At 69.9% G+C, this 26,990-nt stretch carries 28 protein-coding genes; 12 read left to right on the plus strand and 16 right to left on the minus strand.

Features of this window, described 5'->3' with window-relative positions:
- The first annotated feature begins 30 nt into the window (after window positions 1-30).
- Entirely contained in the window at window positions 31-834 is an 804-nt protein-coding gene (locus ASG72_RS07095; RefSeq protein ID WP_056710521.1) for a transglutaminase family protein, read from the plus strand.
- Here ASG72_RS07095 and ASG72_RS07100 read toward each other — a convergent pair whose 3' ends face one another.
- From ASG72_RS07100 to ASG72_RS07115, 4 genes are read right to left on the minus strand one after another with little or no spacing between them, the layout of a single operon-like run.
- Complete coding sequence (locus tag ASG72_RS07100) at window positions 835-1,695, minus strand: metal ABC transporter permease (protein ID WP_056710523.1); 861 nt, start codon at window positions 1,693-1,695, stop codon at window positions 835-837. It abuts the gene before it with no gap.
- Window positions 1,692-2,552 carry a metal ABC transporter permease gene (locus ASG72_RS07105; protein ID WP_056710525.1) on the minus strand — a complete coding sequence of 287 codons (861 nt, stop codon included), beginning with the start codon at window positions 2,550-2,552 and terminating at the stop codon, window positions 1,692-1,694. Before ASG72_RS07105 ends, ASG72_RS07100 begins: the two co-directional genes overlap by 4 nt.
- Entirely contained in the window at window positions 2,549-3,484 is a 936-nt protein-coding gene (locus ASG72_RS07110) for a manganese/iron ABC transporter ATP-binding protein (protein ID WP_082540157.1), read from the minus strand. Before ASG72_RS07110 ends, ASG72_RS07105 begins: the two co-directional genes overlap by 4 nt.
- Window positions 3,485-3,527: 43 nt before the next feature.
- Window positions 3,528-4,445, minus strand: coding sequence for a metal ABC transporter substrate-binding protein (locus ASG72_RS07115; RefSeq protein WP_056710526.1), 918 nt, complete (start codon window positions 4,443-4,445; stop codon window positions 3,528-3,530).
- A 128-nt stretch (window positions 4,446-4,573) separates the two neighbouring features.
- On the opposite strand from ASG72_RS07115, the gene ASG72_RS07120 reads away from it, so the two are divergent.
- A complete protein-coding gene (locus ASG72_RS07120; protein WP_056710527.1) occupies window positions 4,574-5,026 on the plus strand; it encodes a Fur family transcriptional regulator in 453 nt (150 codons plus the stop codon).
- Between the two features lie 166 nt (window positions 5,027-5,192).
- On the opposite strand, the gene acs is transcribed toward ASG72_RS07120, so the two are convergent.
- From acs to tsaD, 5 genes are all read right to left on the minus strand, one after another.
- Window positions 5,193-7,136, minus strand: a complete 1,944-nt coding sequence (acs, locus tag ASG72_RS07125; RefSeq protein WP_056710529.1) for an acetate--CoA ligase — start codon at window positions 7,134-7,136, stop codon at window positions 5,193-5,195.
- Window positions 7,137-7,310: 174 nt separating this feature from the next.
- On the minus strand, window positions 7,311-7,727 hold the full coding sequence (locus ASG72_RS07130; RefSeq protein WP_056710531.1) for an EVE domain-containing protein: 417 nt from the start codon (window positions 7,725-7,727) through the stop codon (window positions 7,311-7,313).
- Window positions 7,728-7,816: 89 nt separating this feature from the next.
- On the minus strand, window positions 7,817-8,155 hold the full coding sequence (locus ASG72_RS07135; RefSeq protein ID WP_056710532.1) for a hypothetical protein: 339 nt from the start codon (window positions 8,153-8,155) through the stop codon (window positions 7,817-7,819).
- An 11-nt stretch (window positions 8,156-8,166) separates the two neighbouring features.
- Window positions 8,167-9,165, minus strand: a complete 999-nt coding sequence (locus ASG72_RS07140; protein WP_056710534.1) for an NAD(P)H-dependent glycerol-3-phosphate dehydrogenase — start codon at window positions 9,163-9,165, stop codon at window positions 8,167-8,169.
- On the minus strand, window positions 9,162-10,205 hold the full coding sequence (gene tsaD, locus ASG72_RS07145) for a tRNA (adenosine(37)-N6)-threonylcarbamoyltransferase complex transferase subunit TsaD (protein WP_056710536.1): 1,044 nt from the start codon (window positions 10,203-10,205) through the stop codon (window positions 9,162-9,164). Before tsaD ends, ASG72_RS07140 begins: the two co-directional genes overlap by 4 nt.
- Window positions 10,206-10,410: 205 nt before the next feature.
- On the opposite strand from tsaD, the gene hemC reads away from it, so the two are divergent.
- The 5 genes from hemC (at window position 10,411) to rpoH (ending at window position 17,490) form a co-directional block, all read left to right on the plus strand.
- Entirely contained in the window at window positions 10,411-11,364 is a 954-nt protein-coding gene (hemC, locus tag ASG72_RS07150; RefSeq protein ID WP_056710537.1) for a hydroxymethylbilane synthase, read from the plus strand.
- Between the two features lie 26 nt (window positions 11,365-11,390).
- Window positions 11,391-13,439: a uroporphyrinogen-III synthase gene (locus ASG72_RS07155; RefSeq protein ID WP_082540158.1), complete on the plus strand. Its 2,049-nt coding sequence runs from the start codon at window positions 11,391-11,393 to the stop codon at window positions 13,437-13,439.
- Window positions 13,440-13,455: 16 nt separating this feature from the next.
- Window positions 13,456-15,285, plus strand: coding sequence for a heme biosynthesis HemY N-terminal domain-containing protein (locus ASG72_RS07160; protein ID WP_082540159.1), 1,830 nt, complete (start codon window positions 13,456-13,458; stop codon window positions 15,283-15,285).
- A gap of 57 nt (window positions 15,286-15,342) precedes the next feature.
- Entirely contained in the window at window positions 15,343-16,386 is a 1,044-nt protein-coding gene (locus ASG72_RS07165) for an RluA family pseudouridine synthase (RefSeq protein WP_056710542.1), read from the plus strand.
- A 207-nt stretch (window positions 16,387-16,593) separates the two neighbouring features.
- The gene (gene rpoH / locus ASG72_RS07170; protein WP_056710560.1) at window positions 16,594-17,490 is read left to right on the plus strand and encodes an RNA polymerase sigma factor RpoH; all 897 of its coding nucleotides are present in this window, start codon (window positions 16,594-16,596) and stop codon (window positions 17,488-17,490) included.
- Between the two features lie 57 nt (window positions 17,491-17,547).
- On the opposite strand, the gene ASG72_RS07175 is transcribed toward rpoH, so the two are convergent.
- Window positions 17,548-18,597, minus strand: a complete 1,050-nt coding sequence (locus tag ASG72_RS07175) for a DUF2125 domain-containing protein (RefSeq protein ID WP_056710562.1) — start codon at window positions 18,595-18,597, stop codon at window positions 17,548-17,550.
- 112 nt (window positions 18,598-18,709) lie between these two features.
- Here ASG72_RS07175 and ASG72_RS07180 point away from each other — a divergent pair, with 112 nt between their 5' ends.
- On the plus strand, window positions 18,710-19,285 hold the full coding sequence (locus ASG72_RS07180) for a gamma-glutamylcyclotransferase (RefSeq protein WP_056710564.1): 576 nt from the start codon (window positions 18,710-18,712) through the stop codon (window positions 19,283-19,285).
- Window positions 19,286-19,291: 6 nt separating this feature from the next.
- Here ASG72_RS07180 and ASG72_RS07185 read toward each other — a convergent pair whose 3' ends face one another.
- The 5 genes from ASG72_RS07185 to ftsE form a co-directional block, all read right to left on the minus strand.
- Window positions 19,292-19,690, minus strand: coding sequence for a hypothetical protein (locus tag ASG72_RS07185; protein WP_056710565.1), 399 nt, complete (start codon window positions 19,688-19,690; stop codon window positions 19,292-19,294).
- A 96-nt stretch (window positions 19,691-19,786) separates the two neighbouring features.
- The gene (locus ASG72_RS07190) at window positions 19,787-20,569 is read right to left on the minus strand and encodes a lysophospholipid acyltransferase family protein (RefSeq protein WP_056710568.1); all 783 of its coding nucleotides are present in this window, start codon (window positions 20,567-20,569) and stop codon (window positions 19,787-19,789) included.
- A 31-nt stretch (window positions 20,570-20,600) separates the two neighbouring features.
- A complete protein-coding gene (locus ASG72_RS07195; protein WP_082540200.1) occupies window positions 20,601-21,371 on the minus strand; it encodes a YdcF family protein in 771 nt (256 codons plus the stop codon).
- A gap of 73 nt (window positions 21,372-21,444) precedes the next feature.
- The gene (locus tag ASG72_RS07200) at window positions 21,445-22,467 is read right to left on the minus strand and encodes an ABC transporter permease (RefSeq protein ID WP_162246203.1); all 1,023 of its coding nucleotides are present in this window, start codon (window positions 22,465-22,467) and stop codon (window positions 21,445-21,447) included.
- Window positions 22,454-23,113 carry a cell division ATP-binding protein FtsE gene (ftsE, locus tag ASG72_RS07205; protein WP_200939908.1) on the minus strand — a complete coding sequence of 220 codons (660 nt, stop codon included), beginning with the start codon at window positions 23,111-23,113 and terminating at the stop codon, window positions 22,454-22,456. Before ftsE ends, ASG72_RS07200 begins: the two co-directional genes overlap by 14 nt.
- 239 nt (window positions 23,114-23,352) lie before the next feature.
- On the opposite strand from ftsE, the gene ASG72_RS07210 reads away from it, so the two are divergent.
- From ASG72_RS07210 to ASG72_RS07220, 3 genes are all read left to right on the plus strand, one after another.
- Entirely contained in the window at window positions 23,353-24,159 is an 807-nt protein-coding gene (locus ASG72_RS07210; protein WP_056710572.1) for a zinc-ribbon domain-containing protein, read from the plus strand.
- An 81-nt stretch (window positions 24,160-24,240) separates the two neighbouring features.
- Window positions 24,241-24,801: a hypoxanthine phosphoribosyltransferase gene (hpt, locus tag ASG72_RS07215; RefSeq protein WP_056710574.1), complete on the plus strand. Its 561-nt coding sequence runs from the start codon at window positions 24,241-24,243 to the stop codon at window positions 24,799-24,801.
- 3 nt (window positions 24,802-24,804) lie between these two features.
- Window positions 24,805-25,179, plus strand: coding sequence for a response regulator (locus ASG72_RS07220; protein WP_056710577.1), 375 nt, complete (start codon window positions 24,805-24,807; stop codon window positions 25,177-25,179).
- On the opposite strand, the gene ASG72_RS07225 is transcribed toward ASG72_RS07220, so the two are convergent.
- Entirely contained in the window at window positions 25,176-25,697 is a 522-nt protein-coding gene (locus ASG72_RS07225) for a TspO/MBR family protein (protein WP_082540162.1), read from the minus strand. The two genes, ASG72_RS07220 and ASG72_RS07225, sit on opposite strands and share 4 nt — an antisense overlap.
- 128 nt (window positions 25,698-25,825) lie before the next feature.
- Between ASG72_RS07225 and ASG72_RS07230 the strand changes: the two genes are divergently transcribed.
- Entirely contained in the window at window positions 25,826-26,980 is a 1,155-nt protein-coding gene (locus ASG72_RS07230) for an aminotransferase class V-fold PLP-dependent enzyme (protein ID WP_056710578.1), read from the plus strand.
- Window positions 26,981-26,990 lie beyond the last annotated feature (10 nt).

Here is a 26,990-nt window from a genome sequence, read left to right on the forward strand (position 1 = left end):
TGCGCTGGCATTCGGACCGAGGGGGATTCCATGAAGCTGACGATCACGGCTGCGCTGCGCTATGGCTTCGGCAGCCCGACCCAGGTCATCGCCGCGATCGAGGCGGCGCGCTCGCCCGACCAGACCATCCTGTCCGAGGAGCTCGTTCTCGCCCCCGATGCCGATCTCGTCATCGCAGAAGGCGATGATGGCGAGCGCCGCTTCCGGGCCGTGCTGCTCGGCGAGGCGGAGATCCGCTATGTCGCGACGGTCGACAACCATCAGCGCGAGCGCCTGCAGCCGACGGCGCGCCAGCATGAATGGTCGGAGCTGCCGCAGGAGGTCCTGCCCTTCCTGCTGCCGAGCCGCTTCTGCCCCTCGGACATCTTCATGCGCTTCGCCCATCGTGAATTCTGCGCCATCGAACAGGGCGGCGCCCGCATCCTCGCTGTGCTGGACTGGCTGAAGGACCATGTCGACTACGTCCATGGCGTCAGCAACGCCCAGACAACGGCGCAGCACACCTTCATCGACCGCGCCGGCGTCTGCCGCGATTTCACGCATCTGGCGATCACCCTGTCCCGGGCGATGAATATTCCCGCGCGCGCCGTCAGCGCCTATGCGCTCGATCTCGACCCGCCGGATTTCCACGCGGTCTTCGAAGTCTATCTCGACGGGCGCTGGTGGCTCCTGGACCCGACCGGGCTCGCCCCGATCGAGGGCATGGTGCGCATCGCCACCGGCCGCGACGCCGCCGACATCGCCTTCCTGACCAGCGAATACAACTGCCAGTGCCTGAACCAGTCGATCACTGTCGCGCGGGCGGATTCCGAGCCCGATCGCCAGGCCGCGTGATCAGCGGCTCGCCGGCTCCGGCTGCGGCGCGGCGCGCCGGGCGGAGCGGCGCAGATTCGCCGCCAGCGCCGCGAGGAAGATCACGGCCTGCACCACGACGATGCAGGGGCCGGTGGCGGCGTCGAGATGGTAGCTGAGCAGCGTGCCGAGCACGCTCGACACGACCGAAACCGTCACCGCGACCAGCAGCATCCCGTCGAAGCGCCGCGTCAGCAGGAAGCCGATGGCGCCTGGCGCGATCAGCATCGCCACCACCAGGATGATCCCGACCGCCTTCAGCGAGGCGACGATGGTCAGCGCCAGCATGATCAGTAGGCCGAAATGCAGGACCCGTCCGTTCAGCCCGATGGCGCGGGCATGGGCCGGATCGAACGCCTGCAGCAGGAAATCGCGGCGCTTCGCCAGCATGATCGCGCTGACCGGCACGGCGATCAGCGCGGTCTCGGCGATGTCGCCCCAGCGCACGCCGAGCATGTTGCCGAACAGGATGTGATTGAGGTGCTGATCGGTCTCGACCTTGACGAAGAGCACCAGCCCGAGCGCGAACATGCCGGAGAAGACGATGCCCATCACCGTGTCCTCCTTCACCCGGCTGGTCTCCTTGAGATAGCCGATCGCCACCGCGCAGCCGAGCCCGGCGGCGAAGGCACCGGCCGCCAGCGGCAGCCCGGTCATCGCCGCGATGACGATCCCGGGCAGCACCGCATGCGACACCGCATCGCCCATCAGCGACCAGCCCTTGAGGATGAGGAAACAGGAGAGCAGGGCGCAGACCGTGCCGACCAGAACCGCCACGAGCAGGGCGCGCAGCATGAAATCATGGGCGAGCGGCGCCAGGAGCCAGCTGTCGATCAAGCTCATGACGCCGGCTCCGACACCGCCCGCGCGGCCCGGCGCGCCGCCAGCCGGCCATGCTTGGGCGCGAAGACATAGGCGAGCAGGAAGAGCAGCGTCTGCAGCACCACGATCAATCCGCCGGTGGCGCCGTCCAGGAAATAGCTGGCATAGGCACCGACCGCGCTGGTCGCGACGCCGAGCGCGACCGCGATGATGATCAGCCGGCCGAAACGGTCCGTCAGCAGATAGGCGGTGGCACCGGGCGTCACCACCATGGCGATCACCAGGCAGGCGCCGACGGTCTGCAGCGCGGCGACGGTGCAGGCGGCGAGCAGCACGAAGAACAGGATCTTCATCCGCGTCGGCGAGAGCCCCACCGCCCGGGCCTGGTTCTCGTCGAAGAAGACCAGCAGCAGATCGCGCCAGCGCAGCAGCAGCAGCGCCAACGAGACGCCGGCGATGATGGTGACCTGGAGCACGTCCTCGTCGGAGATTCCCAGGATGTTGCCGAGCACGATCGACTGCACGTTCACCGATGTCGGGTTGATCGAGACGATCAGCAGGCCGATCGCGAAGAAGCTGGTGAAGACGATGCCGATCACCGCATCCTCCCGCAATTGCGTGCGGATCCGGACCAGCGCCATGGCCAGCGCCGCCAGCAGCCCCGAAAAGAAGGCGCCGGCCGCATAGGGCACCTTCAGCAGATAGGCCAGCGCCACGCCCGGCACGATCGCATGCGCCAGCGCGTCGCCCATCAGCGACCAGCCCTTCAGCATGAGATAGCAGGAGAGAAAGGCGCAGACGCCGCCGACCAGCGCCGAGACGACGATCGCCTTGACCATGTATTGGTAGCCGAAGGGCTCGAGCAGCAGGGCGATCATCGCGTCTCGCCCCTCCCCGCATCCGGGGCGGGCTCGCGATCCCTATCGGCGCCGGGCGAGGCTGCGGGGCCGGCGCCGCGCTCGCCAGCCGCCAGCCGCTCGCGGTCACGCTGGCCATAGAGCACCAGCGGGCGCTCGTCATCGGTGATCACGGTGACGCGGCGGTCGTCGGCGTCATCGTGCAGAGCCGCCCCTTCCAGCCGGAAATGCCGCAGCGCACCGCTGAAGGCCAATTGCAGATTTTCCTGGGTGAAGGTCGTCTCGGTCGGTCCCGCCGCCAGGATGCGCTTGTTGATGATCACGACCTGATCGCAGAACTCCGGGATCGAGCCGAGATTATGGGTGGAGACCAGCATCAGCCGGCCTTCCGCCCGCAATTCGCGCATGAGATCGACGATCTGGTCCTCGGTCTTCACATCGACGCCGGTGAAGGGCTCGTCGAGCAGGATCACCTGCCCGCCCTGGGCCAGCGCCCGCGCCAGGAAGACGCGCTTGCGCTGCCCGCCCGACAATTCGCCGATCTGGCGGCGCCGGAAATCCAGCATGCCGACCCGCGCCAGCGCCTGCTCGGCCGCCTCGCGATCCGCCTTTCCGGCGATCCGCAACAGGCCCATATGGCCGTAGCGCCCCATCATCACGACGTCGTTGACGAGCACGGGGAAGCTCCAATCGACCTCTTCCGCCTGCGGCACATAGGCGACGAGCCCTGCCTTCAGCGCCGCACGCACCGGCAGGCCGCAGATCGAGACGCTACCCTTTGCCGGCTTCAGGAACCCCATCAGCGTCTTGAACAGCGTCGACTTGCCCGAGCCGTTGATGCCGACGAGCGCGCAGATCGTGCCGGCGCCCAGGCTGAAGGACGCCTCGTCGACGGCGGTCACCCCGTTATTGTAGCGGACCGTCAGCCCCTCCACGACGATCGACGGCGTCATGGCTCTGCCGTGCTGCGGAACCGTCACGAGCGCGCCCCTCCCCTCATTGGCCGAAGCCTTTGGCCACGGTGTCGACCGTAACCTCCAGCAGCTTCAGATAGGTCGGCACCGGCCCGTTGGCAGCCGACAGCGAATCGACATAGAGCACGCCGCCATAGCGGGCCCCGGTCTCGCGGGCGACCTGCTTGGCCGAACGGTCCGATATCGTGCTTTCGCTGAAGACGGCGGGGATGCCGTTCTTGCGGACGAGATCGATCAGCCGCCGGACCTGCTGCGGCGTGCCCTGCTCATCGGCGTTGATCGGCCAGAGATAGGCCTCGCGCCAGCCGAGATCGCGGGCGAGATAGCTGAAGGCGCCCTCGCTCGTCACCAGCCAGCGCTTCTCCTCCGGCACGCGGGCGAGCCGCGCCCGCAGCGGCGCATCGACGGCCTTGATCTTCGCGGCGTAGTCGGCGGCGTTGCGCGCATAGATCTCGGCATTGGCGGGATCGGCCTTGGCCAGCGCCTTGCGGATGTTCTCGACATAGATCAGCGCATTGCCGGTCGACATCCAGGCATGGGGATTGGCCTTGCCGGTATAGGGCCCCTCGCTGATCCCCATCGGTTCGATCCCCTCGGTCAGCACCGCGCTCGGCACCGTCTTCACATTCTCGAAGAAGCGCTCGAACCAGCGCTCGAGGTTCAGCCCGTTCCACAGGACGAGATCCGCCGATTGTGCCTTCACCACGTCGAGCGGCGTCGGCTGGTAGTCATGGATCTCGGCGCCGGGCTTGGTGATCGATTCGACCGTGGCGGCGCTGCCCGCGACGTTCTGCGCCATGTCCTGGATGATGGTGAAGGTGGTGACCACCTTCAGCCGCTTGCCCGCGGCCGGCTGCGCCCAGGCCTGACCGGACCCGAGGAAGGCCGCACTGGCGGCGAACCCGCTCAAAGCAGCGATGATCTGCCGACGCGAAGGCATGGTGACTCCCGTTTCTCGTGAACCGGCCTCACGCTATTGCAAACCAGTTGCATCTGTCAATGCAGTTGCGAACGATTGGCGATAACGCCCGTTTTGCAACTGCGTCGCAATTTTGTTATGGCGATGCGATGATGAGCGTCGAGCAGCGCGTGGCCGTTTTCGAGGGCCAGCTTCGCGGCGCCGGCCTGCGCATGACGCAGCAGCGCCGGCTGATCCTGCGCGTGCTGGCGGAGGCCGATGATCACCCCGACGCGAAGGGGATCTTCACCCGCGCCTTCGCGCATGATCCGACCCTGTCCCTGTCCACCGTCTACCGCACGATGAAGCTGCTCGAGACCAAGGGCGCGATCGAGCGTCATGCCTTCGAGGATGGCGTCTCGCGCTATGAGCACGCCGATCAGGAGCATCACGACCATCTGATCGACATCGAGACCGGCCAGGTCATCGAATTCGCGTCCGACGCCATCGAGGAGCTGCAGCGCCGGATCGCGGCCGAACTCGGTTATGACCTCGTCCGCCACCGTCTGGAGCTCTATGGCCGCAAGCGCCCGGAAGGCGCTCCGCCGCGTCGCAAGCGCTAGAGAGCCGCCGCCTCCGGCCTGGCTGCCACCTCATACGCGAAGCCGCGGGGCCACCCCGGAAACCGGCTTTGCCCGCTCTTCAGCCTGCGACGCAAGCTTTCGCTACGGGCGTCGGCGGGGAGCGACCGGGCGGCACGCCCCCGGTCGCCTCGTGCCGCGCGCGGCCTCAGCCGGCGCGCTTGTTCTGGCGGTTCTCGATGAGATCGTCGACCACGCTCGGATCGGCCAGCGTCGAGGTGTCGCCGAGCGCGCCGAACTCGTCCTCCGCGATCTTGCGCAGGATGCGGCGCATGATCTTGCCCGAGCGCGTCTTGGGCAGGCCCGGCGAGAACTGGATCAGGTCGGGCGAGGCGATCGGCCCGATCTCCTTGCGCACATGCGCCACCAGCTCCTTGCGCAGCGCCTCGCTCGGCTTCTCCCCCGCCATCAGCGTGACATAGGCGTAGATGCCCTGGCCCTTGATGTCGTGGGGATAGCCGACCACGGCCGCTTCCGAGACCTTCGGATGCGCAACCAGCGCCGATTCGACCTCGGCCGTGCCCATGCGGTGGCCGGAGACGTTGATCACGTCGTCGACGCGGCCGGTGATCCAGTAATAGCCGTCGGCATCGCGCCGGCAGCCGTCGCCCGTGAAGTACTTGTTCGGATAGGTGGCGAAATAGGTCTCCTCGAAGCGCTTGTGATCGCCGTAGACGGTGCGCATCTGGCCGGGCCAGCTCTCGGCGATGACGAGATTGCCCTCGGTCGCGCCCTCCAGCACCTTGCCCTCGGCATCGACGATCTCGGGCTTGACGCCGAAGAAGGGCCGCGTCGCGGAGCCCGGCTTCAGCTTCGTCGCCCCGGGCAGCGGCGTGATCAGGATGCCGCCGGTCTCGGTCTGCCACCAGGTGTCGACGATCGGGCAGCGCCTGTCGCCGACGACGCGGTGATACCATTCCCAGGCTTCCGGATTGATCGGCTCTCCGACGGAGCCGAGCAGCCGCAGCGATTTGCGCTTGGTCTTCTTCACCGGCTCCTCGCCCGCCCCCATCAGGGAGCGGATCGCGGTCGGCGCGGTGTAGAAGATGTTGACCTTGTGCTTGTCGACCACGTCCCAGAAGCGCGAGATCGTCGGATAGGTCGGGATGCCCTCGAACATCAGCGTCGTCGCGCCATTGGCGAGCGGCCCGTAGACGATGTAGCTGTGCCCGGTCACCCAGCCGACATCGGCGGTGCACCAGTAGATGTCGCCGTCATGATAGTCGAAGACGTATTGATGCGTCATCGAGGCATAGACGAGATAGCCGCCGGTGGTGTGCAGCACGCCCTTGGGCTTTCCGGTCGAGCCCGAGGTGTAGAGGATGAAGAGCGGGTCTTCCGCCTTCATCTCGACCGGCGGGCAGTGACCCGAGACCTTCGCCGCCTCCTCGTGATACCAGACGTCGCGGCCTTCCTGCATGGCGACGTCGCCACCGGTGCGCCTGACCACGATCACGGTCTTGACCGGCGCCTTTTCGCAGGCGGCATCGACATTGACCTTCAGCGGCACCTTGCGCCCGCCGCGCAAGCCCTCATCGGCGGTGATCACCACCTCCGAGCTCGCCCCCTCGATGCGGCCGGAGAGCGAATCGGGAGAGAAGCCGCCGAAGACGATGGAATGGATCGCGCCGATCCGCGCGCAGGCCAGCATCGCATAGGCCGCCTCGGGGATCATCGGCATGTAGATGGTGACGCGGTCGCCCTTCTTGACGCCCTTCGCCTTCAGCACATTGGCGAAGGTGCAGACCTCCGTATAGAGCTGGCCATAGCTGATCTTGCGGGATTCCGAGGGATCATCGCCCTCCCAGATGATCGCGGTCTGCTTGGCCCGGGTCGCGAGATGCCGGTCGATGCAATTGTAGGCGACGTTGGTCGTGCCGTCCTCGAACCATTTGATCGAGATCTTGCCGGGCTTGTAGCTGGCGTTGCGCACCTTGCCATAGGGCTTGAACCAGTCGATCCGCTTGCCGTGCTCGCCCCAGAACTTCTCGGGGTCCTTGATCGAGGCCGCATACATCTTCTTGTACTTGGCGTCGTTCAGATACGCCTTCTTGGCCCATGCGGCGGGCACGTCGTAAATCGTCTCGGACATGGCAGGCGTCTCCCCAGACCTGGGCTCACATGGCGTTGCGACGCGCGTCTCGATCGACGCCGTCCTCGCCTTCTTGGCTTGCGCCATCATAAGCCCCGGCGACCCCGCGGCAAGCGCGCGGGCCTCGCACTTTCGGGGGAGACGATGGCGAGGATCCGGACTGGGCGGGCGCCCTCAGAGACCGCCCATCCGGCAGATCATCGCCCATTCCGCGTCGGTCACCGGCTGCACCGAGAGCCGCATCGAGGTGACGAGGCTCATCTTCGCCAGTTCGGGGGTGCGCTTGACCTCGGCCAGCGTGACCGGGCGCGGCAGCGGCTTGACCGCCTTCAGATCGACCACGACCCAGGGCTCGCCGGGCGCGGCATCGGGCGCCGGATAATGCTCGCGGATCACCTCGACGATGCCGACGATCTCGAGCCCCTCGTTGGAATGGTAGAAGAAGCCCTGATCGCCCGTCTTCATCGCCATCAGGTTCAGCTTGGCGGAATGGTTGCGGACACCGTCCCAGACCGTGCCGGCGGCGCCGGCGGCGAGCTGATCGGCCCAGGACCATTTGAACGGTTCGGATTTGTACAGCCAATGGGCCATGGCAACCTCTGTCGAAATCGGGCGGTCGGCGGTCGGTATCGGGCGGCGGGGGCCGAGGCCGGGCCGGGCCCGCTGCCCCGGGCCGCGCCTTAGGGCTCTTCCCCGGGCACGTCGGCAGCCGGAGCGGGCGGGCGCATCGCGACAGGGCCCTGCTCGTTCCAGAAGCGGACCATCTCGCGCGTCAGCTCGGCATAATCCTGCGGCGGCAGCTCGACCCTGACCTCGCCCTCGCCGAAAGGCAGGATCAGCACGAAGCGATGCGTATCCTCGGACCGCCTGCGCCTGAGCTGGATCACCGGGCCGGCGGGCACGCGTCCCGCCAGCGCCACCGGTCGGCTTTCCGCCACCAGCTCCGAGCCCGTGGTCTTGCGCACCTCGGCGATGCCGCGGGCCACGCGTTTCGTCAGATCCGACCAGTCGCCTGCCATCGCCGTCTCCCTTACGATTCCGAGCGGATCGGCCGCGCCAGCAGCCCGGCCACCGCCTCCGCCACGCCGATCCGCCCGGCGACGATCTCCGCGACCGCCGCGGCGATCGGCATGTCCACGCCGCGCGCCTGCGCCATCCCGACCAGGGCCGGCGCGGTGAAGGCGCCTTCGACCAGCCGCCCGCCGCCGGCTTCCGCCACGCTCCGCCCCTCGCCGAGCGCCTGGCCGAAGGCGAAATTGCGCGATTGCGGCGAGGCGCAGCTCAGCACCACATCGCCCAGCCCCGACAGCCCCATCAGCGTCTCGCCTTGCGCGCCATAGACCTCGCCGAAGCGGCGCAGCTCGGCGAAACCGCGAGCGACCAGGGCCGCCCGCGCGCTCTCGCCGAGGCCCAGCCCGACACTGACGCCCGCGGCGATAGCCAGGACGTTCTTGGCCGCCCCGCCGATCTCGACCCCGCGCGGATCGGCGCTGTGATAGATCCGGAAGGCGGCCGAGCTCAGCGCCTGCGCCAGCGCCCGGGCGAGCACCGCATCGCGCGCGGCGAGGGTGACGGCGGTGGGCAGGCCGAGCCCGATATCGGCGGCGAAGCTCGGACCGGACAGGATCGCGGGCACGGCGCCGGGCCAGGCATCGGCGATGACGTCGGTGGTGAACAGCCCGCTCGCCTGCTCGATGCCCTTGGCGGCCGAGATCACCGGCCGCCCCGGCGCCAGCGCCAGAGCGAGCGCCTCGCAGACCTGGCGCAGTGCCTGGGTCGGCACGGCGAGCACCAGCGCCCGCGCCCCGGCGAGATCGGCGAGCGAGGCCGTCGCCGTGACGCTGTCCGGCAGATCCGCCCCCGCCAGGCGCGGCGCCCGGCCGGTGCGCTGGATCGCCTCGACCGTCTGCGGGTCGCGCGCCCACAGCGTCACCTTGCGTCCGGCCCGCGCCGCGGCGAGCGCCAGCGCCGCGCCATAGGCGCCGGCGCCGACCACGCCGATGCTGGAGAAGACGCTGGCTCCGCTCATGCTCCGGGCCTGAGCTCGTCCAGCGGCCAGCGCGGCCGCGCCACCGCGCTCATATCGTCCACCAGCCCGAGCCGCAGGCGCTCCAGCCCGGCCCAGGCGATCATCGCGCCATTGTCGCCGCAGAGCGACAGCGGCGGAGCCACCATCTGCAGCCCGGCCTCCGTCGCCAGCCGCGCCAGCCCGCGTCGCACCGCCTGGTTGGCCGAGACGCCGCCGGCCACGACCAGCGCCGTCGGCCGCACGTCGAAGGAGCGGCAGACGCGCAGCCCCGCCCGGGTGCGGTCGACCAGCACGTCGACGATCGCCGCCTGGAAGGAGGCGCAGAGATCGGCGACGTCGCGGTCCGAGAGCGGCGCGATCCGCTCGGCCACCAGCCGCACCGCCGTCTTCAGCCCCGACAGCGAGAAATCCGGCGTCGGCCGCCCGCTCATCGGGCGCGGGAAGTCGAAGCGCTCCGGATCGCCCGTCTCGGCCTCGCGCTCGACGGAGGGCCCGCCGGGATAGGGCAGGCCCAGCATCTTCGCGATCTTGTCGAAGGCCTCGCCGACCGCATCGTCGATCGTGCCGCCGAGCTTGAGATAGTCGCCGACGCCGCGGACGGCGAGCAATTGCGTATGCCCGCCCGAGACCAGCAGCAGCAGATAGGGGAACGCCAGGCTGTCGGTCAGCCGCGCCGTCAGCGCATGCGCCTCGAGGTGATTCACGGCGATGAAGGGCCGCCCGGTGACGAGGGCGATCGCCTTGGCCGTGGTCAGCCCGACCATCACGCCACCGACCAGCCCCGGCCCGGCCGCCGCCGCGATGCCGTCGAGCTCCGCCGGCTTGACGCCCGCCCCCTCCAGCGCCCGGGCGACGATCCGGTCGATCGCGTCGACATGGGCGCGCGCCGCGATCTCCGGCACCACGCCGCCATAGGCGGCATGGGCGGCGATCTGGCTCAGCACCTCGTTGGAGAGGATCTTGACCTCGCCGGAGGGGGCGAGTTCGACCACGGCGGCCGCGGTCTCGTCACAAGTCGTCTCTATGCCCAGAACACGCATGTCGTTCGGCTTGGCCTCGCAGGATGCGGCGGAAACGTCAGGCGGAAACGGCAGCTTCGTCGGGCGCCTGTCGCCCGGCGGTTCCCCCCCGGGATTTCCACCGTATAGTGCGCGAGACAGCATAAGGCCAAGAGCCAGGTGAACCGCCGACGGCCGATGGGGTTGTCAGGGCGGAACCGGGCCGAAACGGGGGAAGCCGCGAACCATGACCGACACCGTCGAAGCCCCGCAGGGCCAGGCCGCACAGGCGCGCTATGTCGTCGGCACGCGCGGAAGCCCGCTGGCGCTGGCCCAGGCGCATGAATTCGCCGGCCGCCTCGGCAGCGCCCATGGCTGGCCGGTCGCGGAGCTGCCGCTCGAGGTGATCCGCACCACAGGTGATTCGATCCAGGACCGCGCTCTGTCGGAGGCGGGCGGCAAGGGCCTCTTCACCAAGGAGATCGACGCCGCGCAGCTGGCGGGGCGGATCGACTTCGCGATCCACTCCGCCAAGGACCTGCCGACCGCTTTGCCCGAGGGTCTGGTGATCGCTGGCTATCTGCCGCGCGAGGACGTGCGCGACGCGCTGATCGCGCGGGAGGCGCGTTCGGTCGCGGAGCTGCGCCACGGCGCGGTGGTGGGCTCGGCCTCGCTGCGGCGGCAGGCGATGCTGCGGCGCGCCAGGCCGGATCTCGACATCGTGCTGCTGCGCGGCAGCGTCGGCACGAGGCTGGACAAGGTCGCCCGCGGCGAACTCGACGCCACCCTGCTCGCCTATGCCGGGCTGAAGCGCCTGGGGCTGCTCGACAGGATCAGCGGCGTCCTGTCCACGCAGGACAGCCTGCCCGCCGTCGGGCAGGGCGCCATCGCCATCGTGATCCGTGCCGACGACGCGGCGGCGGCCGAGGCCGTCGCGCCGATCCTGTGCCGCGACACCGGCATCGCGCTCGCCGCCGAACGGGCCTTCCTGACCGAGCTCGACGGCTCGTGCCGCACGCCGATCGCCGGCCATGCCACCGTGACCGGCGACCATGTCCATCTGCGCGGCCTGCTGCTGGCGCCCGACGGCACGGCCTGCGCCGAGGATGAGCGCAGCGGACCGGCCAGCGAGGCCGCCGCTTTGGGCGCCGAGCTGGGCCGGCATCTGCGGGCCCGCGCGCCGCAGGGCATCTATGGCTAGACTGGCCGGAACGAGGAAAGAACCCTATGCGAATTTTCGTCTTCCGTCCTCAATCTGACGCCGAGCGCAGCGCGCGGGCGGTGACGGCGCGCGGCCATGAGGCGATCGTGGCGCCGCTCTTCACCATCGTGCCGCTGGACGAGCCCGCGCCCGAGGGCCCCTTCGACGCGGTCGTCCTGACCAGCGGCAACGGCGTCCCCGCCCTCGCCGCCGCGCCCCAGCCCTGGCGCGACCTGCCGATCTTCAGCGTCGGGGCGCGAACCGCCCAGCGCGCCCGCGACGCCGGTTTCGGCGATGCCCGCAGCGCCGATGGTGACCGCAACGACCTGATCGCGCTGATCTCCTCCAATCTCGCGCCGCCGGCGCGGCTGCTGCTGATCCTCGGGCGCGACCGCCATGAGGATGTCCCCGACCGGCTGCGCGAGGCCGGCTACGCGGTCACGATCTGGACGAGCTATGCCGCCGAGGCGGTGAGCGATCTCCCCGAGGAGGCCGTCTCGGCCCTGCGCGCCGGCGCGGCCGACGCGGCTCTGCACTATTCGGCCCGCGGCGCGCAGACCTTCATGGCGTTGGCGCGCAAGGCCGGGCTGGCGGCGGAAGCGGCGAGCCTGACCCATGTCGCGCTCTCGGCGGAGGTCGCCGCTCCGCTGATCGCGAGCGATGCCGAGACGGTCCTCGTCGCCGAATATCCGGAAGAGGCGGGCCTGTTCGCGGCGCTGGACCAGGTCTCCGACCGGCATGGCAGCGGCAGGGCTGCGGCGCAGGAGACGGTTGCGCCGGGCGACGCGGCAGCCGACAAGGGCGCCATGAAGGACAAGCCGACAGCCCGCAGCCGCTCCCGCCGCACCCCGCCGACCCTGCAGGGCACCGCCCTGCCCGTCGAGGGCGAGGCTGCGGCGAGCGAGACCTCCGCCGCGCCGAGCGAAGCCGGGGCGACCGCCGCGGGGTCCGACGCGCCCGCGGCGGGCGAGCCGTCCGACGCCGCCCTCCCCGCTTCGCAAGACGGCGCGGATGCTCCGGCCGCCGAGACGGTGCTGCCGACGGAGGCGCTGCCGGCCGAGTTCGCCCCGCCGCCCGCCCCGCCCGAAGGCGCGGAGACGTCCGCCGCTCGGGCCGGGACGCCTGCCGATGCGCGCAGGCGCACGCCCTGGGCGGCGCTCGCCGTGGCCGGGCTTGTCGGTGGCGTGATCGGCGCCGGGCTGATGCTGCTGGGTGCCGGCCGGCTCGCCTCCGGCCCCTCGCAGGAGCAGTTCGCGGAGCTGCAGACCCGGCTCGAGGCGCTTCGCACCAGCACCGCCGCGGCCGAGCAGAAGGCCAATGCGGCCGCGGCCGCCGCCGCCCAGGCCGGCAACCAGATCCAGGCTAATGCGCAGCGTGTGGCGGAACTGGCCAATACCCAGCGCGCCCAGGCGCCCGATCTTCAGGCGATCGAGGGCCTGAGCGAACAGGCAAAGCGGGCGCAGGCCACCGCGACCGCAGTCGAACAGCGGCTGGACCAGACCTCGGCCCGCATCGGCTCCGTCGAAAGCCTCGCCAAGGCGGCCGCCGCGCCCTCGCCGCAGGCCATGGCGGCCGCGCGGATCGTGCTGGCCGAGCGGATCCGCAGCGCGATCGCGGCGGGGCGTCCCTTCGCCGCCGATGTCTCGGCTCTGGCCTCCGGCGGCGGTGCCCAGGAGCAGATCGCCGCCCTGCGCGCCGTTGCGGAAGCGGGTGCGCCGACGCGGGACGCCCTGCTCGCGGAGCTGGCGACGCATCGGGCGATGATCTCGCGCGAGCTCACCCCCGCCTCGGCCGGCTGGCAGGACAGGGTGATGGGGCTGGCGAGCCGTATCGTGACGATCCGCCCGGTCGGCGACACCGGCGCCAATGACCGCGGCACGCTGCTCGTCCGGCTGGAGAACGCGGTGACGGCAGGGAACTTTGCCGAGGCCTCCGCTCTTTGGGAGCAGCTGCCCGAGCCGGCGCGCCGCGGCAGCGCGACGCTGGGCGACAGATTGAAACAGCGGGCGGCGGCCGATGCCGCCATCGCCAAAATCGCGCAGGATGCCGTTGCCGCGCTCGGCGCAGCAGGCTGACGGAGGATAGGGTCTGATGGTTCGTGTTCTGCTCTACCTTTTCGTCTTCGCCTGTCTCGCGGTCGGCGCGGTCTGGCTCGCCGATCGTCCCGGCGAGGTCTCGGTGCTCTGGCAGGGCTACCGGATCGAGACCAGCGTCGCCATCGCCGCCATCGGCGTCGTGCTGCTCGCCATGCTGGCCATGCTCGCCTGGGCGGTGCTGCGCTTCGTCCTCGGCCTGCCCGGCGCCTTCAGCTTCGCCTCGCGCTCGCGCCGTCGCGCCCGCGGCTTCGAGGCCGTCTCGCGCGGCATGGTCGCGATCGGCGCGGGCGATCCCGTCGCGGCCGGCCGCCACGCCGCCGATGCCCGCCGCTTCGCCGGCAATGAACCGCTGACCCTGCTGCTCGAAGCCCAGTCCGCGCAATTATCGGGCGATCGCGGCAGGGCCGAGGCCGCCTTCAAGGCCATGCTGGACAAGCCCGAGACCCGCGTCCTGGGGCTGCGCGGCCTGTTCGTCGAGGCCAAGCGCCGCGGCGACATGGCGGCGGCCCGCGCCTTCGCCGACGATGCCGTCCGCCGCTCGCCATCGCTCGCCTGGGCCAATGACGCCCTGCTCGATTTCCACACCAGCGCCGGCGACTGGCAGGCGGCACGCACCGCCGTCGAGCGCCGGGCCGCCTTGCGCCTCGCCGAAAAGGCCGAGGCCAAGCGCCAGCGTGCCGTGCTGCTGGCGGCCGAGGCGATGCAGGCCCGCAATTCCGAGCCGGAAAAGGCGCTGGCCGCGGCGCTCGAAGCCGTCAAGCTGGCGCCGGGGCTGACGCCGGCGGCGGTGATCGCCGGGCGGATGCTGTCCGAGCGCGGCGATATCCGCAAAGCGGCCAAGATCTTGGAAGCCGCCTGGAAGGAGGTGTCGCATCCCGACGTCGCCGCCGCCTATCTCGACGCCCGCCCCGGCGACAGCGCCCTCGACCGGCTGGCGCGCGCCCAGACCCTGACCCGGCTGCGCCCCTCAGATCCGGAAGGCGTGCTGGCTCTGGCCGGTGCCGCGATCCATGCCCGCGAATTCGCCAAGGCGCGCTCGGCGCTGAAGCCGCTTTTGGCTGGCGGCGCCTCGATGCGCGTCTGCCTGCTGATGGCCGAGCTGGAGGAGGCCGAGCATGGTTCGGCCGGCCGCGTCCGCGAATGGCTCTCCCGCGCCACCCGCGCCCCGCGCGATGCCGCCTGGGTCGCCGATGGTGTGGTCTCCGACCATTGGCTGCCGGTCTCGCCGATCAGCGGCCGGCTCGATGCCTTCGTCTGGACCGTCCCCCCGGCGACGCTGAGCAGCCAGGCCCAGGGGCTCGACGACGTCCTGGCCGATCTCGACGACGGCCCGAAACTGATCGAGGGCAAGGCCGAGACGGTGCCGGACCTCTCCGGGCCGGCGCAGCGGGTGCAAGAACCGCTTAGGCAAGAACCGCCTCAACAGGAACCGCTGAAACAGGAGCCGCCCAAGCCGGAGCCTCCCAAGCCGGAACCTGCCAAGCGCGAGGCGTCCAGAAAATCCGAGCCGAAGACCCCGGTCACGCTCGATCAATCCGCCGCTCCCGCGGCCGCCGAGCCCGCTCCGGCAGCGGCGGAAGCGTCCCCCGTCGCACCGGCGGAGCAGCCGGCCATCGCCGCTGCGGCGGAGCCCGCCCCGGCCAGAACCCCCGCGCCTCCGGCGGAGCCGCCCGCCTCGGCCGCGGCCGAAGCCAGGGCGGCGGCTGCCCGCGATGGCGGCCTCCGGCCCGTGATCTTCCCGGTTTCGCACGCGCCGGACGATCCCGGCCCGGAGGGCGACGAGCCGCCCGTCGACAAGAAGGCGAAGTTCAAGATCTTCGGCTGATCCATCGCGGCGCGGAAAACAGGTGCGGGCCGCGCCGCCGGCCCCTATAGCTCCGCCATGAACCCGGATCAAAACCCCGCCGCGCCAGCTCCCGAAGCCGGCGTCACCCTGCAGGTCACGGAGGCGCAGGCGGGCCTGCGGCTCGACAAGGCGCTGGCGATGCTCGCGGGCGAGATTTCGCGCGCCCGCCTGCAGCAGGTGATCAAGGAGGGCGGCGTCACCGTGAACGGCGCCCAGGCCGGCGATGGCAGCCGCAAGGTCGCACTGGGGGACCTGGTCGCGCTGGTGATGCCGGAGGCGAAGCCGCCGGCGCCGCTCGGGCAGGATATCCCGCTCGACGTGGTCTATGAGGACGCGCATCTCATCGTCATCGACAAGCCGGCGGGGCTCGTCGTTCATCCGGCCGGCGGCCATGAGGACGGAACCCTCGTCAACGCCTTGATCGCGCATTGCGGCGAGAGCCTGTCCGGCATCGGCGGGGTGCGAAGGCCCGGAATCGTGCACCGGCTCGACAAGGATACCAGCGGGCTGCTGGTCGTCGCCAAGACCGACAAGGCGCATCAGGGGCTGGCGAAGCAATTCGCCGATCATGGCCGCACCGGGCCGCTGCAGCGCGCCTATCTCGCCATCGTCTGGGGCTCGCCGCGCCGCCAGAACGGAACGATCGAGGCGCGGATCGAGCGCTCCAACCGCAATCGCGAGAAGATGCAGGTGGTGGGCGAGGATCAGGGCCGCGAGGCGATCACCCATTACAGCCTGGTCGAACGCTACCCGCCGCTGCTGCGTGGCCGGGAGGAGGCGGAGGCACTGGCGAGCCTGGTCGAATGCCGGCTGGAGACCGGCCGGACGCACCAGATCCGGGTGCATATGAGCCATCTCGGCCAGCCGCTGCTCGGCGACCAGCTCTACGGCTCCGGCTTCGCCACCAAGGCGAGCCGCCTGCCCGATGCGGCGCGCGAGGCCCTGCTGGCGATGGGGCGGCAGGCGCTGCACGCCGCCATCCTCGGCTTCGAGCATCCGATCACCAAGGAAGAGCTCCTGTTCGAATCCGAACCGCCTGAAGATTTTGCATGTTTGCAAGATGCGCTCGCGAGCCTGTGAGGGTTTCTGGCTGCTTTGCCCATTTTCTGCCAAGCTCTCCTGCGATAAGCCTGTTCATCGGATGCGGATGGCTAGAGGGGCGCCGCAGCTGAGACGATGCCGAACCCGGGCGGGGTTGCGGCGTTGGCTTCAGACGATCCGAAGCCTGCGCGAAGGTTCATCGCGCGGTCGGCCTGCCGCGGAGCGGGGGCCAGGAAGGAGACCATGATGGCGATTGCTTCGCTGCCCGTGATGTCCGCCGAGGGCGGGCTGTCACGTTATCTAGACGAAATCCGCCGGTTCCCCATGCTGGAGCCGAACGAGGAATTCATGCTGGCCAAGCGCTGGCGCGAGCATGGCGACCGCGACGCGGCGCATCAGCTCGTGACGTCACATCTGCGCCTCGTGGCCAAGATCGCCATGGGCTATCGCGGCTATGGCCTGCCGATCGGCGAAGTCGTTTCGGAAGGCAATGTCGGCCTGATGCAGGCGGTCAAGCGCTTCGAGCCCGATAAGGGCTTCCGCCTCGCCACCTATGCGATGTGGTGGATCAAGGCTTCGATCCAGGAATACATCCTGCGCTCGTGGTCGCTGGTGAAGATGGGCACCACCGCCAATCAGAAGAAGCTGTTCTTCAACCTGCGCAAGGCGAAGAGCAAGATCTCCGCACTCGGCGAAGGCGATCTGCGTCCCGAGCAGGTCAAGACCATCGCCACCAAGCTCGGCGTCAACGAGCAGGACGTGATCGACATGAACCGCCGTCTCGGCGGCGATTCGTCGCTCAACACGCCGCTGCGCGAGGATGGTGAGGGCGAATGGCAGGATTGGCTCGTCGACGACAGCGAGAGCCAGGAGCGGCGGCTGGTGGAGGCGCAGGAGAGCGACAACCGCCATTCCGCGCTCCGCAAGGCGCTGGATGTGCTGAACCCGCGCGAGCGCCGCATCTTCGAGGCGCGCCGCCTGGCCGAGGATCCGATCACGCTCGAACAGCTGTCCGAGGAGTTCGGTGTCTCCCGCGAGCGCGTGCGGCAGATCGAGGTCCGCGCCTTCGAGAAGGTCCAGGACGCGGTGAAGAAGGCGCTGGTGCAGATCGAGGCGCCGCGCGCCGCCTTGCCGGCGGCCTGACCGGCCGCATCATCCGGATGAATAAACGAGGGGGCCGCGAGGCCCCCTTTGCTTGCGTCAGTACAAGGCCGCCAGCGGCTGCACCGGCAGGCGGATCGGTCCCAGGAACACCCGCCCCTCGCGCAGCACGATCGGCGGCAGCGCCGTCAGCCCGGGTGCTGCTCCCGGCAGCTGGGCGCTCAGCCGCCCGCCGAGCAGGCCGCCCAGCCCCCCCATCAGCCCGCCGATCGGCAATCCGGCGATCTGGCTGATGCCGGCGAGCGAGGCCTGGATCTGTCCGGCCGGCCGGCGGGTCTCGTCGATCAGGAAGCGGCCGGCGGCCTCGACCCGGGCCGGCCCCTTGCTCGAGCTCAGCCGGGTCAGCTCGACCTGGCCGGAAGCCGTCCGCCAGGCCTCGAGCGTCTCGGGGTTGAACCCGCCGCGGAATGCTTCCGTCTGGGTGACGACCGCCTCGATGGCGACGTCGCCGGGCTGGTTCGTGCCGAGCAGCGCGTCGAGCGCCGGCAGCACCGAACCCTTGGCGCTGAGCGCGACATCGACCGCCTGCTCCGCGGCCGGCCGCGAAGGGTTGCGCCGCAGATGCGCCTCGAAGGCGCTGGCCTTCCAGCTCTCGGCCGGCTGGCCCGGAATGGTCAGCACCGCATTCGGCTCCGCCAGCGCCAGGGACAGCCGCTGCGGCTGGCCGTTCTCATGCGCGAGGCTGGCTTCCAGCCGCGTCCAGGCCAGATCGAGCGCGCGCTCCTGCGGCAGCTTCGCCTGCAGCGGCCCCGTCACCTGCAGGATCACCAGCCCGGGCGTATAGACCTGTCCGACGGCGACGGCCGGCCCCGTCTGGATCCGCACCGCATCGCCCCAGCGCGACGAGGTCAGCACGAGGCTGCTGCAGCGCAGCTCGATGCGGAAGGGAAAGCCGGTGACCGAGCGCTCGGCGCAGTTCCAGTCGCGCCCCTGCTGCGCCTCGCGCGACAGCGCCTGGTCGACCGCCTCGACGACACGCTTTTGCACCATGAACCAGAAGCCGCTCCAGGCGGCGGCCGCGACGGCGAGCAGGATGAAGGGCAGATAGAGCCAGAGGCGGCTGCGCCGGCGCGCGGAGGAGGCGGTCATGCGGAAGCGGTTCCTTGCGAAAAGCCAGGCGGATTGTTAGCTGCCGCCGTGAGCCGGCGCCACCTGCGGTTTCAAGCAGGGCGAAGCGGCTGAATTATGGGTGTGGGTGACGATGGCCAAGGCCGATGCAGCCTCCGGACCGGCAGAGGATCTCTGGGTCTTCGGCTATGGCTCGCTGATCTGGCGCCCGGGCTTCACCTTCGTCGAGAGCGTGATGGCACGGCTGCACGGCTATCACCGCTCGCTCTGCGTCCTGTCCCATGTCCATCGCGGCACGCCGGAGCGGCCGGGGCTGGTGCTCGGGCTGGATCGCGGCGGCGTCTGCCGGGGTCTCGCCTTCCGGGTCGCGGCCGCGGACGCGGCGGAGACCATCGCCTATCTCCGGGCGCGGGAGCAGGCGACGGCGGTCTATGTGGAACGCTACATGCCGGTGAAGCTGGCGGATGGTCGCGCCGTCACGGCGCTCGTCTATGTCGCCGACCGCAAGCACCTGCAATATGCCGGGCGGCTGCCGGCCGAGCGGATCCTGGAGCTGGTGCGCCATGGCGTCGGCGTCTCCGGCCAGAACCCGGATTACGTGCTGCAGACCCATGAGCATCTCAGGCGCATGGGCGTTCTCGATCCCGTCCTCGCCGATCTCGCCGAGAAGCTGGCGCCGGGCATCACCGCCCCGCGCATGGGCGGCTGAGCGCCGTCAGGCTTCCGGCATCAGATCGAGCAGCGCCGCCCTGCGGCTGCTGCCGTCCTCGGCCAGGAGATGGACGTGGATCTCCCGCGCCCCGGCCGAGAGCACCGCCTGGCGCCAGCGCATCAGCGCCGCCTCGACCCCGAACGGCCCGCTATCGCGCGCCGCCAGCACGCGCCGATCCTCGCTGACGGCGAGCAGCACGGCGTCGGTGAAGCCGAGAGCGTGATCGTCGCCGATGGCGAAGACCGAGGCGACGTAGCGACGCCCCGAGCGGCCGCGCCAGGCGGTGAAGCGGCGCTCGCCCAGCCCCGCCGTGCTGCGCATCGGCACCTCGCAGGCGTGGGGCTCGGCTCGGTGATCGAGGTCGAAGAGATCGTCCGGGAAGCGATGCGCGAGAGCAGCCATGTCGTTCCTCCTTTGTTCTGAAAACAAAATGAGAACGCGGCATCGCCAAGTCAAGCGCGGGCCGGTCCGTCCGGGACCGGCTGCTGTCAGGATATGTCAGGAGTGAGCGGCGCTCGCCTTGCCGTTCTGCAGGGGATCGAGCCCGAGCGCAGCCAGTTCGGAGCGCCCCTGCGCCAGCAGGCGGTCGCTGGCGGTCTCGATTCGCTCCTGCAGCAGCACGTGGAATTCGGCCTTGCCGAGCCCGGGCGGAATCGCCGGCATGATCTCGACGCGGATCGTGCCGGGACGGCGCAGGAATTTGCGCCTCGGCCAGTAGAGGCCGGAATTCAGCGCCACCGGCAGGCAGGGCACGTTGAGTTCGGAATAGATATGGGCGACGCCGAATTTATAGGCGGGCGGCGCCCCCGGAGCCGTGCGCGTACCTTCCGGGAAGATCAGCAGCTGGCGGCCATTCTGCCCCAGCTCGACCTTGGCGCGGCGCGTGACATGGGCGAGCGCCCGCGCCTTCGCGCCGCGATCCACCGGTATCATCCGCATCTTCAGCAGGCACCAGCCGAAGAAGGGGATCCAGGTCAGCTCCCGCTTCAGGATGAAGACCGGGTTCTGGAAGACGGTGACGAGCGCGAAGGTCTCCCAGAAGGATTGGTGCTTCGAGGCGATCATCAACCCGCCCGGCGGGATGTTCTCGATCCCGCTGATCTCGTAGCGCGTGCCGGCGACGACGCGCAGCATCCACATCGACATCCGGGCCCAGGCGATGGCGATGCGCAGCAGCCAGCGCTTCGGCAGCAGCAGCGCCGGAAACGCCGCAAACACCAGCCAGAGGATCAGGTTGGCGTAGAACAGGATGTTGAACAGGAGGGAGCGCAGGATCAGCATGGCGCGCAAAGAGCGCGCCGCGCCCGCCCCGTCAAGCGCCCTGCGCCGATCCCTGCAGCCGCGAACGCCGCTCGGCCTCGGGACCGAGCACCCCGGCGGGCTTGGGCGAGACCGGCTTGCGCCCGCCGATGATGACCGAGAGCCGCGACGTCTCGGGATCGTCCTCGACCAGCGCGCGCAGCTTGGCGGCGAGGAATTTGGCGTATTCCGGCAGGAGCAACCGCGCCGCATGCCAATGGTTGCGCCAGTCCGAGAGGTCGATGCTCTCGGTGACGACCGGGTGCGGCACCAGCCGCAGGCCCGGCATCGCATGGCCGAATTCGGCCAGGGTGCGCGGCATGTGATAATTCGAGGTGACGACGAGCAGCGAGGCGAAGCCGTGCTGGCGGACCCAGCGCCGGGTCTCGATGGCGTTGCCGATCGTGTTGCGGGCCCGGTGGTCGAGATCGATGCAGCAGGACAGGAGATCGCGCGCCGCGGGGTTGAGCCGCGCCAGCTCCTCCCGGCCGGTCTTCTCGTTGACGCCGCTGATCAGGAGCCGCGCGCCGCGCGCCGCACCGAGCAGGCCCATCGCATCCCCGACACGCTGCGATCCGCCCGTGACCACCACGATCGCATCGGTGCGCGGCACAGCGGCGGGCTCGCGCAGGGCGATCCGCGAGGCGAAGGCGACATAGCCGAAGATCAGCGCCGCCAACCCGGCCGCGAGCAGCACCAGGCAAAGCTGGCCGAGGCGGCGCATCGGCGACCGCGCCTCCCGCGGGCCGGCCTTGTCGAAGGGCTGGCTTCCTGTGCTGGTCATCACCATTGCCCACGGGCATAGAGCCGCAATCTGGCATAAGGACGGCAGCCGCGTCCAAATCGATGAGGACCCGTCATGACAGCACGCGCAGGTAGTGCCGGACCGTGAAGCGCGAGACCAGCCCGGCGATCGCCGCCACGATCATCGCCACCAGCACCACCGCCGCATAGCCGGTCCAGCCGATCTCGAAGGCGCCGAACAGCGCCTGCAACTGCTCCCCCTCCGGCGCCGCCCGCCAGCGCGAGGCGACCCAGCCCAGCAGGGCGATCACCAGGATCGCGGCGCCGCCACCCGCGAGCCCGCCCTTCAGCCCGAGGCGGATGAAGCGGCTCTGGAATTCGCGGGCGATGAAGGCGTCGTCCGCCCCGACGAGATGCAGCACCTCGACGCTGTCGCGGCTGCCGGCCATGGCCCCGCGCGTCGCGAAGGCCACCGCCAGCGCCGCCGCGCTGAGCACCAGCACGACGATCGCCACGCCGGACAGGATGATCGTGCTGGCCATGGTCGAGAGCCGCCGCACCCAGAGCCGGTGATCGTCCAGGATCGCGTTCGGCAGATCCTGGCGCAGCGTTTCCGAGAAGGCCGCGAGATCCGGGCCGACGCTCGGCTTCAGCTTCAGCACGATCAGCCGGGGCACCGGCAGCTCCACCAGGTCGAGACCGGCGCCCAGCCAGGGCTCGAGCAGCCGGTCGGATTCCGCCTTGGGGACGATGCGCACGCTCTCGATGCTCGCCACCCCCGCCGACAGCGCCAGCGCGCGCGACAGATCCGCCTCCATGTCGCGGCGCGAATCGGGCCGCATCTGGATCGTCATCTCGTTGGCGACGGCACCGCGCCATTGCTCGGAGGCGCGCGCGGCCAGCACCGCGGCACCTGCGCTGAGCGCCGCCAGGAAGGTCAGGATCGCGATCACCGCCATCAGCGCCCGCCCGGCCACCGTATCGACCGGGACCAGCGGGCGGTCGCGCCGGAGATTGAGCGGCAGCGCCGGCTCCTCGCGCTCGGGCTCGCGCCGCTCCGGCAGGGATGCAGGCGGCGGCGCGCCGCCTTCATCCTGCATCAGCAGGTCGTCCTCGTCGGGCTCATGCGTCGACATGGAGCCGCCCATCGACCAGGACGAGCCGTGGCGCGTCGTAAAGCTCCATCAAGGCGAGGTCGTGGGTGGCGATCACCACCGCCGTGCCCAACGACTGCAATTCCATGAACAGGCGCAGCAGCCGGCGGCCGAGCCCGGGATCGACATTGCCGGTCGGCTCGTCCGCGAGCAGCAGCTCCGGCCGGCTGATCAGCGCCCGCGCGATCGCGGCCCGCTGCTTCTCCCCGCCCGACAGGACCGGTGGCACGGCATGCATCCGCTCGCCGAGCCCCACCCAGCGCAGCAGCTCGACCACCTCCGCCCGGTAGCTGGTTTCCTCCTTGCCGAGCACGCGCAAGGGCAGCGCGACGTTCTCGTACAGGGTCAGATGATCGAGCAGCCGGAAATCCTGGAAGACCACGCCCATCCGCCGACGGAACGCCGTCAGCGTCGTCGCATCCAGCCGCGAGACGTCCTGCCCGAACAGGTTGACGAGGCCGCGCGTCGGCTTCAGCGCCATCAGCACGAGGCGAATCAGCGTGGTCTTGCCGGCACCGGAGGGGCCGGTCAGATATTGGAACGAGCGTGGTTCGATGCTGAAGCTGATGTCCTTCAGCACCTCCGGCCCCATTCCATATCGCAGACCGACATTCTCGAACCGAACCAAGCTTCGCTCCTCCTGCGTGTCTGCGCCGAATCCCGGCCCCGCGACTCTACACCCCAAGCGGGGCCCGCCGGAAAGCCGCCCTGCTGCGGCATGATGGGGCGAGTTTCTTCACGAAGCGTTAACCATAAACCGCGCCAATGGGACGACAGCACGGCGCGAGAGCGCCCGCTGCCCTTGCAAGCACCGCCCCAGGTGGTGATGTCGCCTTTCATCCGGCAGGGAGACCGCGACACCGGCCCATGCAGATCGTCTGTCCATCTTGCGCGAGCGCCTATGAACTCGACGCGGCCAAGCTCGGCCCGGCCGGGCGCAAGGTGCGCTGCGCGAAATGCCAGACGCTGTGGCATGTCGACCCGGTCTTCCCCGAGCCGCCGAGCCCGGACGAGACCCAGGCTCTGCTCGACGCCGAATTGCAGCGCGGCCTTCCCGAGGAGGTGCCCGAGCCCGTCGCGGCCGAGCCGGAGGAGCCGCCCGCGCCCGAGACCGTGGAGCCGCCGGCGCCGGTCGCCGCGGCACCGCCCCCTCCAAGGCGCAACCGGGCTGCGGGCCGCAAACCGCGCAAGCGGACCTTGCCCGCGCGAGCCATAGCCCTGCCGGCGGCGCTGGCGATCGGCGGCTTGTCGCTGCTCGGGCTGATGGTCTGGCAGCGCGAGGCGAGCGTCCGGCTGCTGCCGCAGCTCGCCGGCCTGTTCGAGGCTCTGGGGAAGCCCGTGAATATTCGCGGCCTGGCGCTGAGCGCCGTCGATGGCGGGCTGGTCGAGGATGCGCAGGGCCGCTTCCTGGTGGTCGAGGGCGACGTCACCAACATCACGCGCAGCGAGAAGCCGGTCCCCCTGATCGAGGTTTCGGTCAAGGATGCCGATGGCCAGACGCTCTACACCTGGACGACGGAGCCGCCGCGCGGCTCGCTGGAGCCGGCCGGGCAGATGCGCTTCCGCGCCCGCCTCGCCGCTCCGCCCGAGACCGGCCGCGTCGTTGCCGTCCGCTTCAGCGACGCCGCGGCGATCCGGCAGGCCGATGCAAAACCGGCCCGGAGCAAGCCCTGACTCGCGCCCGTCGCGGCACTGCAATACGATAGCACGACTCGCCGCCGCGCATGGTTCGGCGCGACAAGGGACGATGAGACGATGGCAGATACACCCCGCATCAGGGTGCTTTACGACGAGGCCGAGATCGCCCGCCGCAACGAGGAGATGGCGCGCAGCATCGCCGCCGACGCGCCGGCCGACCTGCTGGTGGTGGCGGTGCTGAAGGGCAGCTTCATGTTCGTGGCGGATCTGATCCGCGCGATGCACCGCGCCGGCATGGCCCCCCAGGTGGAATTCGTGCATCTGTCGAGCTATCGCAACGCCACCGTCTCCTCGGGCCAGGTCGAGATCCTGCGCGATGTCCAGAGCGATGTCCGCGGCCGCGAGGTGCTGCTGGTCGACGACATCCTGGAATCCGGCCGCACCCTGGCCTTCGCCAAGGATCTGCTGGCGGCGCGCGGCGCGGCCAAGGTCTCGAGCTGCGTCCTGCTGGAAAAGCCGGGCAAGCGCGCGGTCAGCATCACGGCGGAATATGTCGGCTTCGCCTGCCCCGATTACTTCGTCGTCGGCTACGGCATGGATGTCGCGCATGCCTATCGGCAATTGCCTTTCGTCGGCGTGATCGAGACCGCCGATCAAGCCAATCTCCCGGGGATCTGACTTATGTCGCGCATCCTGGTGGTCGATGACGAGGAACCGCTGCGCTCGCTGGTCGCGCGCGGCCTCGGCATGGACGGGCATGATTGCCTGACGGCGGCCGATGGCGCCGAGGCGCTGGACGTGCTGATCGCCGAACAGGGCCGCTTCGATCTGCTGCTGACCGATATCCGTATGCCGCTGATGGACGGGATCGCGCTGGCCCTCGCCGCCAAGCAGCAGTTTCCCGATCTCACCATCATGCTGATGACCGGCTACGCCGAGCAGCGCGAAAGGGCGAAGAGCCTCGAGGCGATCGTCTCCGAGGTGATGATCAAGCCCTTCACCATCGCCGAGCTGCGCAGCACGGTGCTCGACGTGATCGAGCGCTCGATCGGCTAGGCGCCGCGGTTCAGCCACCAGATCGAGGCGTTGAGCACGGTCGCGAAGGAGACCCAGGCGACATAGGGCCATTGCAGATGCGCCGCCAGCCGGTCGAGCGGCGCGAACAGCGCGATGGTCAGCAGGATCGTCGCCAGGAAGGGCACGATCACCAAGAGCCCGCCGAGCGGGCTCTGCAGGCCGAAGAAGACGCAGGACCAGGCGAGGTTCAGCGCGAGCTGCAGATGATAGACGCTCAGGGCCTGGAAGCGGCCTTGCGTCGCCGCCGGCAGGCGCAGGATGCGGTAGGCGCCGATCGCCATCAGCAGGAAGAGCGTCGTCCAGACTGGGCCGAACACCCAGTTGGGCGGGTTGAACGGCGGCTTGACCAGCGTCGGATACCAGGTCGGGATCTGCGGCATCGTCGCGGCATTGCCGAGGAGCGAGACCACCACCACCGGGACCAGCGCCATCAGCCCGGCGAGCCAGGGCGACAGGCGCTTCGATGCGGCATCGGCAGCTGGGATTCGATCGCTCATCCCCGCCAGATGGGGCAGTCCCGCCCGGCTGGCAAGGTGGCGGCATCGGCGGCGCCCCCCTTGCGCCGAGCGGCCCGACTGCGCCACATGGCGCGATCCGTCCCTACTGGAACTTATTTGGATCTCCGATGCCCCAGCGCCCGCTCCATCCCCGCTCGCTCGCCGCTCAGGCCATGGGCAAGATCGATCCGCTGACCCGCGGCGTCGTGCCGCCGATCCATGTCTCGACCACCTATATCCGCGATCCCGACAACGCCTATTCCTCGGGCTTCGTCTATGGCCGCCCCGACAACGAGACGGTGCGCGAGGCCGAGAGCGTGCTGGCCATGCTGGAGGAGGCCCCGGCCGGCGCTCTGCTCTTCGGCTCCGGCATGGCCGCCGCCACCGCGGTGTTCCAGGCGCTGTCGCCGGGAGACCATGTCGTGGCCTCGAAGGTGATGTATTGGGCGCTGCGGGCCTGGCTGCTGACCGAGGCCACGCGCTGGGGGCTGAAGATCGATTTCGTCGAGACTGACGACCTCGACGCGCTGCGCGCCGCGGTGAAGCCCGGCGTCACCAGACTGGTCTGGGCCGAGACGCCCTCCAACCCGCTCTGGACCATCACCGACATCGCCGCGGCAGCCGAGATCGCCCATGCGGCCGGGGCCAAGCTCGCTGTCGATTCGACCTGCGCCTCGCCGGTGCATACCCGCCCGCTGACGCTGGGTGCCGACATCGTCATGCATGCCGCCACCAAGGTCCTGAACGGCCATTCCGATGTCGTCGCCGGCGCGCTCTGCGCCCGCGAGGACGACGCCTTCTGGAACGGCATCAAGACCGTGCGCAAGATGCAGGGCGGCATTCTCGGCCCCTTCGAGGCCTATCTGCTGATGCGCGGCATGCGCACGCTGCATCTGCGCCAGGAGCGCCAGGCGGCTTCGGCGATGGCGCTGGCGCAGCGGCTCTCGGCCCATCCGCTGGTGGCCCGCGTGCTCTATCCCGGCCTGCCGCAGCATCCGGGCCATGACATCGCGGCCCGCCAGATGCAGAACGGCTTCGGCTACATGCTCTCGGTCCAGGTCACCGGCGGCGAAAAGGCCGCCATCGCCAGCGCGGCCCAAGTGGAGCTCTACAAGCGCGCCACCTCGCTCGGCGGCGTCGAGAGCCTGATCGAGCATCGCGCCTCGATCGAGGGCGAGGGCTCGCCCTGCCCGACCGACCTGCTGCGCCTGTCGACCGGCATCGAGGACGTCGAGGATCTCTACGCCGATCTCGACCAGGCGCTGACCTTCGGCCATCGCTGAGACGAAAAGG

The organism is Allobosea sp. Leaf344, from assembly GCF_001426225.1.
Lineage (GTDB): Bacteria > Pseudomonadota > Alphaproteobacteria > Rhizobiales > Beijerinckiaceae > Allobosea.